The organism is Veillonella parvula, assembly GCF_040094895.1.
GTDB classification, from domain to species: domain Bacteria; phylum Bacillota; class Negativicutes; order Veillonellales; family Veillonellaceae; genus Veillonella; species Veillonella parvula_L.
On sequence record NZ_JBBNGV010000003.1, the window covers coordinates 196,477 to 213,392 of the forward strand.

Annotated in this window: 29 protein-coding genes and 2 pseudogenes; 2 read left to right on the plus strand and 29 right to left on the minus strand. The window is 35.5% G+C overall.

All coding sequences use genetic code 11. From position 1 onward, the window contains the following. Window positions 1–127 precede the first annotated feature (127 nt). The 20 genes from AAAT26_RS06810 to AAAT26_RS09630 all read right to left on the minus strand — a co-directional run bounded on the left by AAAT26_RS06810 (window position 128) and on the right by AAAT26_RS09630 (window position 11,316). On the minus strand, window positions 128–1,354 hold the full coding sequence (locus AAAT26_RS06810) for an MFS transporter (protein ID WP_024060884.1): 1,227 nt from the start codon (window positions 1,352–1,354) through the stop codon (window positions 128–130). A gap of 360 nt (window positions 1,355–1,714) precedes the next feature. After that, complete coding sequence (locus AAAT26_RS06815; protein WP_042986510.1) at window positions 1,715–2,047, minus strand: hypothetical protein; 333 nt, start codon at window positions 2,045–2,047, stop codon at window positions 1,715–1,717. Window positions 2,048–2,095: 48 nt separating this feature from the next. Next, window positions 2,096–2,641, minus strand: coding sequence for a hypothetical protein (locus AAAT26_RS06820; protein WP_058948173.1), 546 nt, complete (start codon window positions 2,639–2,641; stop codon window positions 2,096–2,098). 520 nt (window positions 2,642–3,161) lie between these two features. Then, on the minus strand, window positions 3,162–3,563 hold the full coding sequence (locus AAAT26_RS06825; RefSeq protein ID WP_004694791.1) for an immunity 22 family protein: 402 nt from the start codon (window positions 3,561–3,563) through the stop codon (window positions 3,162–3,164). 35 nt (window positions 3,564–3,598) lie between these two features. Further along, complete coding sequence (locus AAAT26_RS06830; RefSeq protein ID WP_004694790.1) at window positions 3,599–4,234, minus strand: Imm43 family immunity protein; 636 nt, start codon at window positions 4,232–4,234, stop codon at window positions 3,599–3,601. A 285-nt stretch (window positions 4,235–4,519) separates the two neighbouring features. Next, window positions 4,520–4,885: an SMI1/KNR4 family protein gene (locus AAAT26_RS06835; protein ID WP_349209024.1), complete on the minus strand. Its 366-nt coding sequence runs from the start codon at window positions 4,883–4,885 to the stop codon at window positions 4,520–4,522. Between the two features lie 66 nt (window positions 4,886–4,951). Continuing rightward, entirely contained in the window at window positions 4,952–5,311 is a 360-nt protein-coding gene (locus AAAT26_RS06840) for a hypothetical protein (RefSeq protein WP_050774474.1), read from the minus strand. Window positions 5,312–5,519: 208 nt separating this feature from the next. After that, a complete protein-coding gene (locus tag AAAT26_RS09620) occupies window positions 5,520–5,627 on the minus strand; it encodes an HNH endonuclease (protein WP_080552202.1) in 108 nt (35 codons plus the stop codon). Between the two features lie 188 nt (window positions 5,628–5,815). After that, window positions 5,816–6,211, minus strand: a complete 396-nt coding sequence (locus AAAT26_RS06845) for a hypothetical protein (protein ID WP_004694783.1) — start codon at window positions 6,209–6,211, stop codon at window positions 5,816–5,818. Window positions 6,212–6,342: 131 nt separating this feature from the next. Further along, complete coding sequence (locus tag AAAT26_RS06850; RefSeq protein WP_004694782.1) at window positions 6,343–6,660, minus strand: hypothetical protein; 318 nt, start codon at window positions 6,658–6,660, stop codon at window positions 6,343–6,345. Window positions 6,661–6,722: 62 nt separating this feature from the next. Further along, window positions 6,723–7,199 carry a hypothetical protein gene (locus tag AAAT26_RS06855; protein WP_004694779.1) on the minus strand — a complete coding sequence of 159 codons (477 nt, stop codon included), beginning with the start codon at window positions 7,197–7,199 and terminating at the stop codon, window positions 6,723–6,725. 343 nt (window positions 7,200–7,542) lie between these two features. Then, entirely contained in the window at window positions 7,543–7,776 is a 234-nt protein-coding gene (locus AAAT26_RS06860; RefSeq protein ID WP_004694778.1) for a hypothetical protein, read from the minus strand. 289 nt (window positions 7,777–8,065) lie between these two features. Further along, a complete protein-coding gene (locus AAAT26_RS06865; protein ID WP_004694775.1) occupies window positions 8,066–8,341 on the minus strand; it encodes a hypothetical protein in 276 nt (91 codons plus the stop codon). A gap of 55 nt (window positions 8,342–8,396) precedes the next feature. Next, entirely contained in the window at window positions 8,397–8,624 is a 228-nt protein-coding gene (locus AAAT26_RS09625; protein ID WP_211205484.1) for an RHS repeat-associated core domain-containing protein, read from the minus strand. Between the two features lie 179 nt (window positions 8,625–8,803). Then, window positions 8,804–9,361: a DUF4303 domain-containing protein gene (locus AAAT26_RS06870; RefSeq protein WP_004694773.1), complete on the minus strand. Its 558-nt coding sequence runs from the start codon at window positions 9,359–9,361 to the stop codon at window positions 8,804–8,806. Between the two features lie 64 nt (window positions 9,362–9,425). After that, window positions 9,426–9,890, minus strand: a complete 465-nt coding sequence (locus AAAT26_RS06875; RefSeq protein WP_349209025.1) for an RHS repeat-associated core domain-containing protein — start codon at window positions 9,888–9,890, stop codon at window positions 9,426–9,428. 97 nt (window positions 9,891–9,987) lie between these two features. After that, window positions 9,988–10,281 carry a hypothetical protein gene (locus AAAT26_RS06880; protein WP_349209026.1) on the minus strand — a complete coding sequence of 98 codons (294 nt, stop codon included), beginning with the start codon at window positions 10,279–10,281 and terminating at the stop codon, window positions 9,988–9,990. Window positions 10,282–10,312: 31 nt separating this feature from the next. Beyond that, on the minus strand, window positions 10,313–10,486 hold the full coding sequence (locus AAAT26_RS06885; RefSeq protein ID WP_349209027.1) for a hypothetical protein: 174 nt from the start codon (window positions 10,484–10,486) through the stop codon (window positions 10,313–10,315). A gap of 251 nt (window positions 10,487–10,737) precedes the next feature. Further along, complete coding sequence (locus AAAT26_RS06890; protein WP_349209028.1) at window positions 10,738–11,025, minus strand: RHS repeat-associated core domain-containing protein; 288 nt, start codon at window positions 11,023–11,025, stop codon at window positions 10,738–10,740. 18 nt (window positions 11,026–11,043) lie between these two features. Continuing rightward, complete coding sequence (locus tag AAAT26_RS09630; RefSeq protein ID WP_413085530.1) at window positions 11,044–11,316, minus strand: RHS repeat domain-containing protein; 273 nt, start codon at window positions 11,314–11,316, stop codon at window positions 11,044–11,046. Between AAAT26_RS09630 and AAAT26_RS06895 the strand changes: the two genes are divergently transcribed. Further along, window positions 11,257–11,382, plus strand: a complete 126-nt coding sequence (locus AAAT26_RS06895; RefSeq protein WP_349209029.1) for a hypothetical protein — start codon at window positions 11,257–11,259, stop codon at window positions 11,380–11,382. The two genes, AAAT26_RS09630 and AAAT26_RS06895, sit on opposite strands and share 60 nt — an antisense overlap. A 62-nt stretch (window positions 11,383–11,444) precedes the next feature. On the opposite strand, the gene AAAT26_RS06900 is transcribed toward AAAT26_RS06895, so the two are convergent. The 3 genes and pseudogenes from AAAT26_RS06900 to AAAT26_RS06910 all read right to left on the minus strand — a co-directional run. Continuing rightward, the gene (locus AAAT26_RS06900) at window positions 11,445–12,020 is read right to left on the minus strand and encodes a hypothetical protein (protein ID WP_349209030.1); all 576 of its coding nucleotides are present in this window, start codon (window positions 12,018–12,020) and stop codon (window positions 11,445–11,447) included. Between the two features lie 402 nt (window positions 12,021–12,422). Further along, window positions 12,423–12,998: a hypothetical protein gene (locus tag AAAT26_RS06905; protein WP_349209031.1), complete on the minus strand. Its 576-nt coding sequence runs from the start codon at window positions 12,996–12,998 to the stop codon at window positions 12,423–12,425. Between the two features lie 201 nt (window positions 12,999–13,199). Next, window positions 13,200–13,730: pseudogene (locus AAAT26_RS06910) on the minus strand (RHS repeat domain-containing protein); the annotation flags it as partial. Between the two features lie 58 nt (window positions 13,731–13,788). Here AAAT26_RS06910 and AAAT26_RS06915 point away from each other — a divergent pair. After that, window positions 13,789–14,178, plus strand: a complete 390-nt coding sequence (locus AAAT26_RS06915) for a hypothetical protein (RefSeq protein ID WP_287513364.1) — start codon at window positions 13,789–13,791, stop codon at window positions 14,176–14,178. 173 nt (window positions 14,179–14,351) lie between these two features. Here the strand turns inward: AAAT26_RS06915 and AAAT26_RS06920 are convergent, their stop codons facing one another. From AAAT26_RS06920 to AAAT26_RS06940, 6 genes and pseudogenes are all read right to left on the minus strand, one after another. Continuing rightward, the gene (locus tag AAAT26_RS06920) at window positions 14,352–14,720 is read right to left on the minus strand and encodes a DUF7716 domain-containing protein (RefSeq protein ID WP_021148633.1); all 369 of its coding nucleotides are present in this window, start codon (window positions 14,718–14,720) and stop codon (window positions 14,352–14,354) included. Between the two features lie 58 nt (window positions 14,721–14,778). Further along, window positions 14,779–14,910: a hypothetical protein gene (locus AAAT26_RS09650; RefSeq protein WP_349209032.1), complete on the minus strand. Its 132-nt coding sequence runs from the start codon at window positions 14,908–14,910 to the stop codon at window positions 14,779–14,781. A gap of 7 nt (window positions 14,911–14,917) precedes the next feature. Beyond that, window positions 14,918–15,094: pseudogene (locus tag AAAT26_RS09655) on the minus strand (hypothetical protein); the annotation flags it as partial. Then, complete coding sequence (locus tag AAAT26_RS06930; protein ID WP_349209072.1) at window positions 15,039–15,365, minus strand: RHS repeat-associated core domain-containing protein; 327 nt, start codon at window positions 15,363–15,365, stop codon at window positions 15,039–15,041. The gene AAAT26_RS06930 and the pseudogene AAAT26_RS09655, both read right to left, overlap by 56 nt. A gap of 262 nt (window positions 15,366–15,627) precedes the next feature. After that, the gene (locus AAAT26_RS06935; protein WP_004694754.1) at window positions 15,628–16,095 is read right to left on the minus strand and encodes a hypothetical protein; all 468 of its coding nucleotides are present in this window, start codon (window positions 16,093–16,095) and stop codon (window positions 15,628–15,630) included. Then, complete coding sequence (locus AAAT26_RS06940; RefSeq protein WP_349209073.1) at window positions 16,089–16,898, minus strand: RHS repeat domain-containing protein; 810 nt, start codon at window positions 16,896–16,898, stop codon at window positions 16,089–16,091. The genes AAAT26_RS06935 and AAAT26_RS06940 overlap by 7 nt, the downstream gene beginning before the upstream one ends. Between the last annotated feature and the right edge of the window lie 18 nt (window positions 16,899–16,916).

Here is a 16,916-nt window from a genome sequence, read left to right on the forward strand (position 1 = left end):
CTTAATCATATAATAAAAGAACACCATACACAATATACATATTAATTACAAAAAAGGATCCGTTTTGATCTGCCCTCCAATTAGACGCAATTTTTAGAAGAGCAATTCATGTACGGATCCATTTATATTATTTAAGACGAATAAAGAATAATGCACATGCACCAATAATAGGAGCTATAGCGATAGACATCAAAGACATTTGGTAGCTACCCGTCATGACAAGGACATTGCCCAAGAGAAGTGGTGCCAAGAGTGCACCAATTTGGTTAAACAAGTTTACAAAGCCCGCTGTAGTACCGCGCAAATGAGGTGCTGCAGATTGAACTACGAGAGCATTGGTCAACGCACTATGCATGAAGGCCCCAATACCAAGAATCGGACCTGTTACAAAGAGCATATTTGGATTTGACGTGCTTGCAAACAAAATTAAAGCTGGCCCAAACAAGAACATAACGAGAGCCGCTAAATGGTTCTTCTTAATTGGTAAGATATCAGATAAAATACCGATCGTTGGTTTCGCAATGAGCGCAGCCGTACCGAACACGCTCATGACTTGGCCTGCATAGATAGCCGTTACACCTAATTGTTTAACCATGTACAAATTCGCCCATTGCGTTACGCCCCAAGTCGTACCTGTGGCGAAAAAGCCAGCAATTGCCAAGCAACGAATGTTACGGTTTGAAACGATATGCTTCAAGTTTTCTACTAAAGACGTTTGGCCTACGCCAAGTTTAGCAGCCGCTTCAGAAGCCTCTGCTTCTCGTTGTGCGAGAATTTCTGCACTCGGCTTACGCACTGTAAAGTAACATAATACAAGTACTACCAACGGCAAGATGGCTGTAGCAAGGAATGCAGTTTGCCAGCCGTAATGTGTAGCCACATAGGGTGCGTAAAGGTTTACCGTAGTAATACCAAAGGAGGTACAACTCATGAAGATACCTACGGCCGCACCCCGTTGGTTCGGACCGAAGTGATCGCCGATAGCACTCAAGCAAGAAGCTTGTACAGGACCAGACATAATCCCTAATAAGAAGCGCAAGCCCCAAGCCATGTTATAGTCTGTAATGGTACTCATCAAAGCTGTTACAGCGGCCATACCAATCAAACTAAACAAGATAGTACGTCTGTAGCCGATTTTATCGGCTAAGATACCTCCTGGCAATACCGTTAACGCATAACCAAAGTAAAAGGCCGAAATGTGTTGAGACCCCATTTTAGCTGTAAAATGCAACGCCTCATTGAGGATAGGCATAACAGATGCCCAAGATAAGCGCATTACGAAACTCAACAAGAACGTGAGCCATACGCTAAGGAGAATTAAAATCTGAGTTCGCGAGAAACTAAGTCGATTCATACGAGCTCCTTTCTACAGAATAAAAACATATAAAGTAATCATACTATAAATAGAAATATTTTTTCAAATACAAAGCATGACGAGTAATACAAAAGAACCCTCTACCGATTAGATAAAGGGTTCTCTCTAGTATTATACAAGGAACGGGCTCCAATTGCCTTACCAAGTATATCAATAAATCAAAAGAAACGAGCAACAGGCAACAAATGGCCCAACCAATCTCTAAAGATTTATAGTATACAAATAGTATAGCATGGGTGCGAGATTAAAGATATATATAAAGCGCTCTAGGCATAACCTAAAGGGCTTTATACTACTTGCTTACATAAAAGTACGAGACCAATCATAGGTATATCTAGATTACAGTAAATCTATTATAGGTAATTCAAGAATATCTTTCGTTGTTAATTCTCCAATTTTCTTTTCGATAAAAGACAACTTCCTATTTTTCACTAATTTGTCATCATGGAACGCATATTCGTAGATTTTTCCATTTGTTTTATTATAGACATATCCATAATAATCATCCTGATCATTCTCATCTTCAACAAAATTCATGAAGAATATTTCATCATCTTGATTTAATCTCTCTATTACTGCACTGTATAAATTTGGCACCTCATTTACTACAAAACTTGTACATTCCAAAACACTTTCCAGTAAAATTCCAGATGTTAATTCTTTAGGCTCCATTGATTTAACTCCTATCTTTCTAAATAGGCTACTCAGGCTTGCATCCATTTATCTATATTTCTTAATATCCTGTAAGGTAATTATACTATTTCTTAAATCATCTAAAAATAACAATTGAATTTCATATTCACGTTTTAAATTTTCGTCCTCTATTTTGCCATCTTCGGAGTATGGGAAATTCGCTAAAGCATCTTTCCAGTTAATTACGTTTTCAGCACATGCAGCAAAGTAATAACTATCAGATGATTTTTGTTGTATACCTAGTAACATATTTCTAATCGAAGCTAATAATTCTATAGTTCCTTGTGTTTCTACCATATCATTTAATGGATCATCATCATCCCAATTTATATCTTCTATAGCTTTTTGAGAGATTCCAATATTTATTTGGGAGAAATCATACCAACCAGCTTTAATGATAGCATCACAGAGTTGGTAGTTCACATTTGAATGAGTTATTTTAGTCATATTTTCATTTATTTTTTTCTCAATGATCAGTGCATTACAGCACCAAGCCGCAAATTTACATTTCTTCTGTAGATCCATTTGATCTAAAAGAGATTGTACTTTTTCAATATGTAATTCTATATTCATAACTCATCCTTTCATTAATCATATACACCACCAGCACCGTCAACACTTTGTTATGGACAGATTGCTTTTTTCATTCGAAAGAAAATTTTAACATCTTTGATAACCGATCTATAAAATATAGAATTGCCAAATGTTCATCTTGGTAACAATATTCTTCGGTTCTCAATCCTCTTTCAGAATAGAATATATGCCATTTTTTATTTTCTTCAACAATACATAATGATTCATCATTTACTTCATTGATTGAGTAACTATCTTCTGGTACTCCTTTACTTTTAAGATATGAATTCAATTCATTAATTTTTAACATTTTCCTATTTTTACCTCTTCCAGTTGCCCAGATTCTATATGATTTAACAGATTTTGGTAATTCATACTGTGTACCTAATCCAATCTCTCCGAACGGGTCGTAGGCGTAGTCGATGGTGCAACCATCAGATTGCCGTTAATCTAATTGTTTAAGGCCATCTGAAAAAACAACTTTCAGACGGCCTTTATTCTGACTAATGTTTCACTATCACTAGCGATATTTTTTTCTTGGGTCCTTAAAGGTTCCTATAAACTTCAGATCATTGTAAAGTTTACCTGGATTTTCCTCATAAAATGTTGCATTAGAATAGTAATATAAAGAATTACCTTCATTTATTCCTTTCTCTTTTGCAACTTTCACAATATCTTTTATAACTTTATTGGAGTGTGCCCCAACTTCTTCTGCTAACACTTCAACTGGCACAATTTCTCCATTATCTGTCTGGAATGCCACAAAATAATCAGAATCAATAAATGAAACTCCAAAATCTGCAAAAGCTGGACAATGAGAATCTGAGTCCTCCATACCATCTGTATATTCATTAAACTCATCAGGTGTTTTAAAAGATGTCCCCATCCACACAGAAATCATATCTTTAGTTGTTTCAATCATATAATACCTCATAATTCAAAATGTTATATATTTTATTAATCCCAATAAAAGTCTAAATTATTTAATTCCTTCCACTCTTCCAAAGAATAAAGAAAAGGCAAAGAAAATTTTTCCAATATTTTACCCTTTAAATTTTCTGATACCATGAATGCTCCTGAATAATTATGATTGGAAGACAATAAAATATCCTTATCTGAATTAGTATATGCCTCCAGTGAAAAATCATCTTCATCTAATGCTAAATCTGGGTAAACAATTTCATCCTCAATTTCCCAAACAACTATTCTTACTAAATAATAGACTTCATTCGTCAATAACTCACCTTTTGTATTGACAATAATCGCTTCGCTCATACCAAAATCATAATCAAACCCATATTTTTTTATAAATTCCAAAAAACGCGCTGACATGATAAAGAAATCATTATATGGAAGAAAATCAAAAGTAACACCTCTTGCTTTCTTTAAGCAGACATAAACCTTTTCAGGCATTGGAGGAATTTCTTGCCCTTTTACGAACCAACTCCAGGGAAAGTCAAAATCAGGATGCGTTTTTTTAGGGTTGAATACCTCTGATATACCTAGGACTCCACTACTTACTCGTGGCAACCCCATTTTTTCTACTTTATCCATACTCTGCAGAGCATATCCCCATACTAATAACTTTTTCATAATACCCTCCTAAAATAAAGGATCAATCCATTCTTGAGTATTCGGAGCAAACTAGTTCTGAAGGCGGAAGGGTTTGTCAGGGCTACGGCTTGCTCCTTCGAGATTGAATGCTTCATGCGAGCTATGGCTTGTTACGCTTACTATATATACACGATGCTACGCCAGTTTATTAATCATCAGGATTTTCTTCTAAATAATTTAAAAACTCCTCAAATGATCTCGCAATAACATTTGAATTTCTTTTAAAATTAGCTTCCCTTGATATATTTTCACTCCATACGTCCCTTACATAATAAATAATTTGCCAACTATTTTTTCTAAACAGAGGTAATTACCTCCCCAATCAAAAGCAAAAGGAATTAAATTCCTAGGTAACTCATTAAGATCCCATTCATTTATTGCTCTTCCTTCTAATGTGAAATCTGGATCATCCTCAAACTGCTTAGAATATTTCATTGGAATAAAGTCGCGAATTTCAATATAGTCATAATCAATATTATCATTGACAAAACAAGAAAGATTGGGAGTACCTCCATTCCATTTGAAGTAATGTGACTTGAATGAAGATGGAATAGATACTTCTAGTTTTTTTTCAACTTCATTAAAATCGTTTTCAGATAAATTTTTATCACAATCATAAAAATTAAGCATAACAACCTCCTTTAATAATTTAACAAGCACAGTTTTTTTCTTCTACATTCTCTTTTGGATCGGTTTTCATGCCTCAATGTTATTTTTATAAATTTTGATTAGATTTCCCATCTCATCATATTCATAAGCAAAATCCATCACTTTATTAGCATTAATATATTTCTCAAATTTAATTAATTTTCCATCTTTATAAAACCCAATATAATAAGATATAGTCTCTTTGCTTTTTCGGATATTGTCCACCTTATCTAAATTGATTTCATCATACAATTTTGCAGGATGGTTATACTTAGGAAAGGTCATTCCTAAATAGTATCCAACAGTCAAATCATTATATTGAGAATTTTTTGTAAGTTGTTGTGACATTTTTAAAGCTCCTGTCAAAAGCAAAATAGTTCCAATCATTCCAATCAGTAACTTTTTCATTTTACTTGCTCCAATTTTAAACCGTATTTTACAAAGAATTCCATTTGAAGTAATGTAACTTGAATGAAGATGGAATAGATACTTCTAGTTTTTTTCAACTTCATTAAAATCGGTTTCAGATAAATTTTTATCGCAATCATAAAAATTAATCATAACAACCTCCTTTAATAATTTAACAAGCACAGTTTTTTTCTTTTTCCTTCTCTTTTCAGCCGGTTTTCTTCCTGTTAACCAACTGCATTGTTATCTTACCAGTTTTCGGATCAAAATCATCAACATGATGCCATGTGTAGCCTTTAGCATCAGCTCTAGAAATACCTGCCTTCTTAAAGGCGGCAGTAAAATTATGACCACGGCTACCTTGCTACGTCAGGACTGAAGGTTTTGTGCGTGGCTACGGCTTGCTTATCCGTAAGAAATCAAACGAAGGTCATCTGAAAGTTATATTTCAAACTACCCTATGGTTTAGTTTTGTCTTGACTCCACCAACTTACTAGGTTTGCTTTAATATTTTTCCCAGGATAAATCTAAATCGTTCTGTGGAATACATCCCATAGTCAAACATCTTACAGCACATTTGAATGCTATTTCTTTAGATAAAATATATTTAGACTCAAATAAGCCAATTTGTCCTCCCGTATTTAATTCTATTTTTAAGGCACTTCCTTCGTTAGGGTTTATTAAATTAAAAATAATGCCATTTTCTTCACCTGTTACAACATATTTCTCTCCCCCTCCCCCAATCATTAAATAGTTTTCTTCTGATAAAACTAAATTTACAAGAGTATGTTGCTTAGCATCTAATTTTTCTAAAATTTCTAAAAGTCTTTCCGAGGAATTAATATGATAAACCTCTTCCTTACAATGAGATCCATTCCAGTTATCCAAAGTAATTTCCATAATAACTTCCTTTTTTAGGTGGGAAATATCTTTTACTTCCACTAGGTGTATGTACATTAATTGACTCAAGCCCTAACCTACGACTACTGTTTGTTAAGTTTAAGCCATGAGCTATGTTTGTTAAGAGGAGTTTATTGTCCTTGACCAAGAATTTCTTCTCCAATTATTGCATCTAACTCTATCCATGCATCTTCAAGTTGATTAACAATAGAAGATTCATTTTTATTCGGATCGTCTTTTAAATTGAGATACCAAATATGTGTTAATTTCGGTATTTCATATAAAATAGACGCTAGTCTTTTTTCAATTAGATTATGATTATGAGTATAATGCTTTATTTCATTTAAAATTTTTAATAATTCTTGATAGTCCTTTACATCGAATTCAAGATCTATTCTGACCTTATCAATAAAACTATTATTTTCAAGTTTTTCTAATAATTCTTTCATGGTAAATACCTTTCAGTTATACAAAGCCCGCTTCTGCTGGAATAGTTTATTTATTTTTAAAGTTAAGCGTTCACTCCAATAGAAATAGATAATACATCTTCCTCATTGTCGAGTAGAGATATATCGATAACTTTATCTATTTTATTACTAAAGAATTTTAAACAATGAAAATTAGGTTTGTTTATTAATTCTAGCCAATTGCTAATATTTTTTATTTTGATAATAAACAAGGGGAATAATTCTATTGGTATTTTAGCCGAATCATTTATTCCTCCATAAAAGTATACATAAGCAATATCATTTTCCTCTGGTGTAAGAAATTTTAATATTTCATTTTTTATCGATAAACTAAAATTTTCTTTTGATAATTCTATATTTCTATAGGGGGTAAAAGTACGATTTACTATTTCACATGAGAGTGGATATGGAATGATTTTTTCAGAATCTGAGATTAAATTATTTAAAAAATGAATTTCTTTCATTTTTTTCATTAAATGATTCTGTTTTAAAGTAAAGATCTTATCTTCTAAAGTTGTCATGATACTATTTCCTATGTTGTACGGTTACATTATCTTTGTATTACTCCCAAGAAAATGTACGATTCCCATTATTTCTTTTTTGAATAAGATTTCTATCCATTTTGGCAGTAGCTACATGCCAGTATGGGCAAGGGTGTTTTGCAATCGGAAGGGTTTGTGAGCAGTTCTGGATATGTTGGTTTCCTCTTCGAGGCCGTCTGAAACTTCTTCGTTTTTCAGACGGCCTTTGCCTATCCTTATACCCGAGGCATCGTAGGTGTAGGCCCAAGTTTCTTTCGTGCCGTCTTTTTTGAAAATTTCGGATTTAAACAATTTGTTGAGACTCGTTTCAATCTACAGCTTGCTAATTATTGATAATAGATTTTTTAGCTATATGTATTAGATTTTTATAATTTTCCATAAAAGGTTCTTCTAATGTGGATTCTAATAAGCATTCTAAGTCATATAGTATTTTTTGCTCAGCTTCATCATTAATTTCATTATTTTCAACGAACTTAACAAGCCAGTCAAAAAAAACTAAGACTTCATAGTTGTTTAATTTAATAATATAATCGTTAGACTTTTTTGTAATTTCCATAATATTATAATGCTCCTCGAGAAACTACATTTTGTAACTGACTAGAATTTAATTTCCAACCACTTATAAAATCGTCAGATTTTTTGGTTATAACATTTAACCCATTAGATTTGTTAAGGAAGTGAATTACTGCTCCGGGTTCTTCTTCGAGGCCGTCTTTTTTGAAGATTTCAGCTTTAACTAGTTGGTCGTGCAGATCGTAGAAGTAGTTCTGTACTTCGCCATCGGCCAGTTCGCGGTGGATCAGGTTACCGGTACAGTCGTATTGGTAAATGGTCTTAAAAAGGTCTTAAAGAGGTTTGTTACCTTTAAATATATTAAATCTTGATAGATTAGCTCCTTTTGATTGAATATGTTTTATAGCTAATTCAAGTTCATTAAATTCATTAAATTCTTCTATCTCATAATCTTCAGCCTGATCCAATTTATTTTTTGGTACTGTATAGTAATATGTGCTATAAGTTCCATTATTTCTCTTAATAGCAAATACTTGATAAACAATCTCTCCATCAATTTCAATAAGTTCATCATATCCTTTTGTTTGTAAATTAGTTAAATTTAACATATCTATTTTCCTATAATATCAATACGCACCTGTTTCCCATCCGGACGTCTAAGATTTATATGCGGGTACTTTCCATGTCCTGTTCCTTGTGGATCATCATGTCCTTTACACCGTCCTGTTGCTTTATCCATAGCATAATCTTTTCCTGATTAACAAACCGACCCGCATCAGGCTCGTAATACCTGAAGAAGTTGTAATGCAGCCCCGTCTCACGGTCGACATACTGGTTTTGCAGGCGGAAGGGTTGGTATGCGCTATCCGTTACCTTGGTTTCCTCTTTCAGACGACCTCTATGTTAACTGCTAATGAGATTGTTAAAGAGCAAATAGTTCAGACGACTTCAAAGAAAGTATTTAGGTCATCTGAAAGACAGAAACTGCGTGCGTGCAAACCGCCCACCCCCTACGTTGGGATTGGAAGTTTTGTGCAGGCTACGGCTTGCTTACTATCAAGAAAAGTTAATTATTCCACAGTTTCAGCAGCTTCTTTTAACCAAAATTGGATTGATTCGATAGGATTTAATTTTTTCGCACGAATAGTATTTGTATAATCGGGTGGTAATACTTCAACATTAATCATTATTTCTGAACGAGCTTGATTTAAGGAGAATATTCCCTTCATATCACACCGATGAAGTGCTTCCTCCATCGCATTAATCCGAAAATTGAATTCTTTTTCATATTCCACTTCTGTTTTTAATGAGTGAATATCAGTACGACCTAAGAAAGCTTGGTTTACTTGATGGAAATATTGTGAACCAAACTCTAAGTAAGGACTATCTATCGAAGACCATTTAAAATCTGCAATATCATAAGCATCCCAATTTTGAGCAATGCTTTGTTTTTTTAGTGCTTCATATGACCAAGCACTCACAAAAGGAGCCAGTGCCTCACCTGTGGTACTTAACACAAAGAAGTAAAAAGTTTCATTTGTCGAATTGAACAAATCTATAGCCGCCTGACTTGTTGCCTCTTCGATTGTAGCAACTAACTTTTCAAATATATCATCAGAATAATTCATCCTGCTAACTCCTTAAGTATTACATTTTTTACCAATCTGTCTTAAAGTACGTCTCAAAGCACGTCTAATTGCTTTTTTCCACGTCTCTATTCTTCATAGTTTCTACTACATTTTTTAATCTATCTCGTACCTTTTCATGAAATTTTCTATTATGCATTTCATTATGAGGGCGAGAATGACCAACAGCGATCCCATTAGCAGGATCATTAATATCAATATTGTAGTCTCTTAAAATCTGACAAGATTCTATAACTGGTTCCCAAACATCAACCCACTCCTGCGCATTCGGCGTAAACCGATAAAAGTTAAATCCACCTTCCACTCCAATCGGATCCTGATTCACAAACCGACCCGCATCAGGATCATAATAGCTGAAGAAGTTGTAATGCACCCCCGTCTCGCGGTCGGCGTACTGGTTTTGCAGGCGGAAGGGTTGGTAAGCACTGTCCGTTACTCGGGTTTCCTCTTTCAGACGGCCCCAACCAGTGTAGTTGCCAAACCAAACCAGATTACCGTCCTTATCGGTCATCTCACGCAGTTTAGGATAGTATTTTCAGACTGCATGGTGTTATTTTTGTTAGATTTGCTAAATGATAAATATTTTTAAAATTGGTTATTCAATTTTTTTAAATTTCCTCTAGTTTTTCTTTCATCAAGTTTTCTAGCCAGTCTTCAAATTTTTCAAATTCAGTATCCTCTTCCCACTCTTCAGAAGGAATATCAGGGAAAAAAACACCAAAATTTTCATTTTCTTTTGTAAGAAGGAAACCAGCTTGCTCGCCAGTTCTTGGAATGGAAATTGTAATTAAGATATTAGGGAATAAATTACAATCAGTTCCTTCAAAAACTTGTTGTGACCAATCATAAAGTTCGTTAGGAGCTAAAAAATCGAATCCAGGTAGTAACTCATCTTGAAACAAAGTACAAGATCCTACTGTTAGAAGAAATTCTCTATATATTAGGGAATTTGACTTTATATTTTTTCTCAAAATCGTTTATCTCATTTAAAGAAACATCATATCTTTTTTTAAAAATAAAATTTGATTTTCCATAATTAATTAAGTTTCCATTAGTAGATTTGATTAAATCTTGTATATCCACAAGAATTTTTTTGAAATTATCCATAACTTAATATCCTTCATTCAATTTTTATATCTATTATCTAGGAAGAATCTGGTTAATTATTCCTGTTGGGGTGGTATATGGCAAATGTGTTCGTAGGGTAGACCCAGTACCGTGTATAGTTCCAGTACAAGGGTGTTTCACAGGAGTTAGATTCCACCATGTATTTGAACCACCATTTTTAAGTGGAATTATATGATGAGGAGTAGCTCCTGCAGGCCATGTATGCCCTGTTTCACGTTCCCACTCTCGTATTAAGCTTTTTTGTCTTCGAGAAAAGTCTTTACCATCATGCGATTTTGTCGGACGCTTCTTTGTTTTGCACTAGGTAGTTTATCCTTAATCAAACATTTTTGTCTTTGGCTAACAGGAACCAGTGACCACTTATCAACATCATCCATAATGTCATCATATGGAATAATTCCTCTAGGCTTCTTATTCCGTTTTTTCTTCAAACCCAATGGATCAAACCAAGCATTTGTATTAGAAACAAAACTATACAAATTGCTCCCACCTAATAGTAAGATAGGATCTTGATTCATAAACCGCCCCGCCTCAGGCTAGTAATAACGCATCAGGTTATAGTGCAGTCCTGTCTCACGGTCAGCGTACTGGTTTTGCAGGCGGAATGGCTGGTATGCGCTATCCGTTACCTTTGTTTCCTCTTTCAGACGACCCCAAGCGGTGTATTCGCCGTACCATAACAGATTACCGTGGATGTCGGTCATCTCGCGCGGGCTGCCGACTTGGTCGTTGTGGAAATAGGCGAGGTATTGCCCTTCGTCTTTGCTTTGTCCGTTGCGGCCGGAGACTTTGCGGCTTTGTTTTTCGATCAGTTGTCCGGTGGCATCGTAGCCGTAGGCGGTGATTTTGCCATCCTAGCCGGTTTCTTGGATTAGGTTGTCGGTTCGGTCGTAATCTACATCGGAATTGTAGGTTTCATTGGCTACAGCTTGCCCATTTATAGAGACTGTATTACTTCTGTATATCTATCTGATTTTTTATCCCAAAAAATGTACAAATAAGTAGTATCATGCTTCAACTTCGATATATCTAACTGCCCTAGAAACATTGCGGGAGTATTATCAACGATAGGCCAATCAGGCTCCTGTAACCATTTGGGATGTTTATCCATGCAAATGAAATGTTCCTTAATAATCTTTTTAAAAGTGGTCACCGTCTTAGGTTTGTACTTATCATACAAGGAATTTAAATAACCCATATCAGCTGGTATCCAGTTAGGAATAGCCTCCAAAATCAAATCAAAATCTTTTTCTGTCGTTGAATTTGAAGAGTACGGAATATGCTTGTAATCTAAAATTTCCCTGAAAATATCCAACAAATTTAACTTTGCATCAAGAGATGTCAAATCCTGACTAATTAAATATTCATAAGTGGAATTACTATTCATATAAGGTTTAGCTTTAGTATTTTCCAACAGGGAAATTAATTCCTGATTGGAATACAACGCCACTTCCAATTCTTCAATTGATAATTTTTCTTCCACAAAATTCTTTAAAATTTCTATTGCTTTCATAGCTAATCTCCTAGATTCCTATAAGGGTCAAGCGCTGCATGTTGTTCTCTAGTTACTTCTCTCAAATTAAAAGGACTATGCCTATCTGCATGACCTAAGCGTTGCGGTACATGATGATGCAACTCCATGGGATTTCCATTTGCATCTAAAGGAGCACTTCCGTAGTCGTAGCGCACCAGTTTCTTGCCGTTGGAGGTGACGGAGGCGAGGCTGTACACCGCCATCGGAGGAGGCGATTTGGCAGAGATCGTCTGAAAAACAGAAACTGCGTGCGTACCGCACACACCCTACGTCAGGACTGAAAGTTTTGTGCGGGCTACAGCTTGCTCGCTCCCTATCTGTAGGTTTTGGGAACTATATAGGCTACGGCTTGTTGCTAATGAAAGAAGTATTATTGATGAATTAAGAATATTGCCAAAATCCAGCTACTACATCAATATTATCTTTATTATCTTTATAATATATATACAATGCCCCATAACCAAAAGGGTAATTACCATTAAGCAGATTATCTGGGTAATAATCTTCATCTATACTCATCAAGTACAAATATCCGTTTTCTTCTAAATTTTTATAAAAATATTCTTCTTCTTGAATCAGTTGCAATTCTCCTCCTACTGTTACTAAACCTGATAAATCATCACTATTTGCTTTCCTATACGGTTCAAAATAAATTCTATTTAAGTCCATATTTGTAAATGAAGTAATTTTACTTTCCTCAGATTTTGGATGAGTAAAAACTTTTATTGCACAATTAGGATAAATATTATTATCAAGCATAATATCATGATTTTTAGGCAAGAAAATAGATAAGACAAAATTAGTTTTTAATGGATGTTCAAAACATCCATAAAACATCATTTCTGAAATACAATCTTGTTTGTCATCAAAATATTTAGGAATATTTCCTCCTATTCGATTAAGGCTAATTTCCTTAATCTCGTTCAAAATAACTTTTTCTTGAATAGCTTTAGTCATTTTTAATTCCTTATTTGTATTAAACTTATAAATTGTTTTTTCTAGCAAAATTTATCGCTGAAGCTCTTAAATTTGAAGCGAGTTTGGTTGCATAGGCACGAGTAGATGATTTTTTCCATCCTCTTCTTAACAAGCCTATATAGATTCCATGTCTAGTTAAATTTGTATTTAACTCAATGTTATCCATTGCCGATTGTGCTTTCAATTTTTAGGATCAAATAAATTAGCATTTCGTTGCAACCGAGAGATATGTTTATGTACATCCTGCTCATGTAAAGCCATGGCTGGATTACATTTGGCAATACCACTATTTCTACTAGGAACCTTATTATTTTGCCTGAGCCACGCATTTTGTAATAACTCATGCGCTGATAATTTATCATTCTTATGTCGAGAATCTTTATAACCCGCAATACTAAACTCTGGCAACACCCCTAAACAATCTGTCCAACTAGTAGCGTTGTTAGCAAACGAATAAAGATTGTCCCCACCTACCAACCCAATTGGGTCCTGATTCACTAACGGCCCTGCATCAGTCTCATAATGTCTGAAGAAGTTGTAATGCAGCCCCGTTTCACGGTCGGCATACTGCTTATGAAGGCGGAAGGGTTGGTAAGCACTATCCGTTACTCGGGTTTCCTCTTTCAGATGGCCCCAATCAGTGTAGTTGCCGAACCACAGCAAATTACCGTCCTTATCGGTCATCTCCCTAGGGATACCAATTTGGTCGCAGTGGAAGTAGTGCGTTTATTGGCGGGTTTTGTGTCCGACGGGGTCGCATTCTACGGTAATGCGGCCGAAGTCGTCGCGTTCGCTGTCCTTCGGCATCGATGCGGTAGACGAGTTCGCGGTTTTCATCGAAACCGTACACTTCCGTCTGTCCCAATGCGTCGGCAACGACGGTATGGTCTTTGCGGTAGTCGAACGTCCATTCTTCGCCGAGGTTGTTGCTACTTTTGAGCACTTTGACGTCGGTGTCGTAACGGTCGTATTCGTAGTAGGATACCAATCCGTCGGGCTAGTTGTGTTCGACCATAATGTGGTTGCGGTAGGCGAAACCGCGCAGTTTTTTGCCGTCGCGTCCGTAAACGGCGGTCAAATCACCGTAGCCAAAATCGACTTCGGCAAACAGCAGCCTTGCGCCGCCGTCGGGGGAGGCGATTTGGTAGAGGTCGTCTGAAAAAAAGGTTATCTCTACTCAACAACCCAATCGATTCCTGATTAAACAAACTGCCAAGTTTGAGGTTCGTAGTAACGTATCAAGTTGTAATGTAGATAAGTCTCCTAGTTTCCTTACACTAATATATCCGTAGTCGTAGAGAGGAAATCTAAAATAATACCTAAATATAGATTTTAAAATTCAATGTAATCATCATTATCCATGTAATAATTTAGAGCATCAATAAATTGATCTTTTGTAAAATTTGGATACCGTTCATCTAAGTCATCGTAAACATCCATAAATACATCCCCACTACATAAAATATCTAATCCATTTTCGTTTACAAAATCAGGAAAAACTTCTTTTCCATCCATTATTTTTGGGCCGTTATCCAAATAACAAACCGTCTCTAAATCAAGAATACTCTCATCTTCATCAGAAGAAATATATATGTATGGAAATTTGGCAAATTTATCAGTATCATCATCATTGAATAATCTAGCACAATCAATAGCTTCTGATATACTAATTTTTCTTCTATAAAATTTATCTAAATTCATTTTTTGTTCCTTCTATGATTAAATTAACATTTACCTAATGGTTTACTAGTGCGACCGTTTAATTTTCCTCGTAGACCTGGTCTACCACCTCCCCATATACTTCTTCCGCCTTTTCTTTGTGGCTGATATAGACCATGATTTCTTCTATGGTCATTATAATCAACCAGTACCGACCTTTTTGTATCCTCATGATGATGCCACGTTAGTCCCTGTTTATTTTTACCTTTTCCCCAATTGGGACTTGAACTCATATCTCCAGATTTCATCCATTCTTTTATTTCAGGATAACGATTAAGCATATCCCGTTTAAATGATGGATTAGATTCCATTTTTTTTAATAAATGCCTTATTTGCATCATTAAATTGCACAGCATCACTTGAATATCTAATTCCTGAATCTAACTTATGGTCAAAGAAAATATGGTCTTTCCCATTATTAGGTCGAGTAGCTAATCCTAACGGGTCAACCCACTCCTGCGCATTCGGCGCAAACCGATAAAAGTTAAATCCACCTTCCAACCCAATCGGATCCTGATTCACAAACCTACCTGCATCAGGCTCATAGTACCTGAAGAAGTTGTAATGCAACCCCGTTTCACCGAAGGCGGGCAAACCCTCCAGCAGCGATACCGACAGCAGACGCATTTTGGGCGACTGTTCGTCCGAACTGTCTTCCGCCACCACCAAAGGTGCAAAACGCAGCGCTATCGAACCGTCCAGCGAAGCAATGACGTAATGGCCGTCCGGATTTTTGCTGAACCAAATCTGTTCGCTTTTTTAGGGACATATAAAAGGGATGCGTCTGAAAATTTTCAGACGACCTTACTACACTGTTGGGGTTTAACACAGTCTATGCTTGTCAGGAGATATAAAAAGATATCAAAATACAGATAGAGTAGTAAAAGTTTTAATATATCTTTAGGCTCTCTTGGTAAAATTCAAATAACTCTTTTGCATATTTTTTATAAGAAGGAATCTTAATTGCTTTCAAAAAATTTATTAAATCTTTTTCTGATTTTCTCAATAGTAAAATTTCTATAGAGTTTACAATGAGGAAAGTCTTAGCCTGACCAATTAATATAATATCATCACTATCTTCTTCATCTTCCTCAAAGTCACAGTAATCTTCTGACAATTTTGATATTTTTAATTTTGAGAAATTAAAAACTAATTTATCATTTTCAATAATAAAATCTAATATTAACTCAGGTGTTAATCCTGATTTATTAATTTCATTAGCAATAGAATTACATTCTTGTGAAATACTTTCGTCATTGTCATAAATTTTAATTCCATATTCATGTTCAGCCTTATCTAATAACCTTTTGTATTCATGAGATTGAATTAAATTTTTGATTTCTAATCCTGTTACCATGTGCTAGTTCCTTTCAAAATTTTTAATAATACACTACCTGTGTGTCGGAATGGGTCCATTGCGGCATGAGCCCATGGTGTTGCAATAGATAAGTTCCAAGCTTCATGAGCTTTATTTGAACCTAATCTTTGTGGTAAGTAAGTGTGATGTAGTTCTAATGACACATTGCGTTCTTCAATTCCTCTTCTTGTTCGAATTCTAACTTTTATTCGTGGTGCTTGACCTTTCTCCATCCTTTTTAAATTACGTTCAGAATATTTACATTTTGGACTTGAACCAGGATTTTTAGCTTTTTCTTTAGCTATACGGTCCCTTTCTTTTTTTGCTTCTGCTTTCCAAAATTGTTTTCTAGCAGTATTCCATGATAATAGTCCTAATGGATCTATCCAGCTTTGTATGTTAGGGGAGAATAAATAAATATTATCTCCACCTTCTAACCCAATCGGATCCTGATTCACAAACCTACCCGCATCAGGCTCGTAATACCTGAAGAAGTTGTAATGCAGCCCCGTCTCGCGGTCACAATACTGGTTCTGCAGGCGGAAGGGTTGGTATGCACTATCCGTTACCTTGGTTTCCTCTTTCAGACGACCCCAGCCGGTGTAGTTGCCGAACCATAAGAGGTTGCCGTCCTTATCGGTCATCTCCCTAGGGATACCGATTTGTTCGCAGTGGAAGTAGTGGGTTTGTTGGCGGGTTTCTCGTCTTCGTTGATATGGTTTAGACAGGCGAAACCGCGTACGTGCGTACCGCTCATGCCCTAAGTCAGGCTCGGAGGTTTCGTACGGGCTACGGTTTGCTATAACTTACTTACAGAGTCT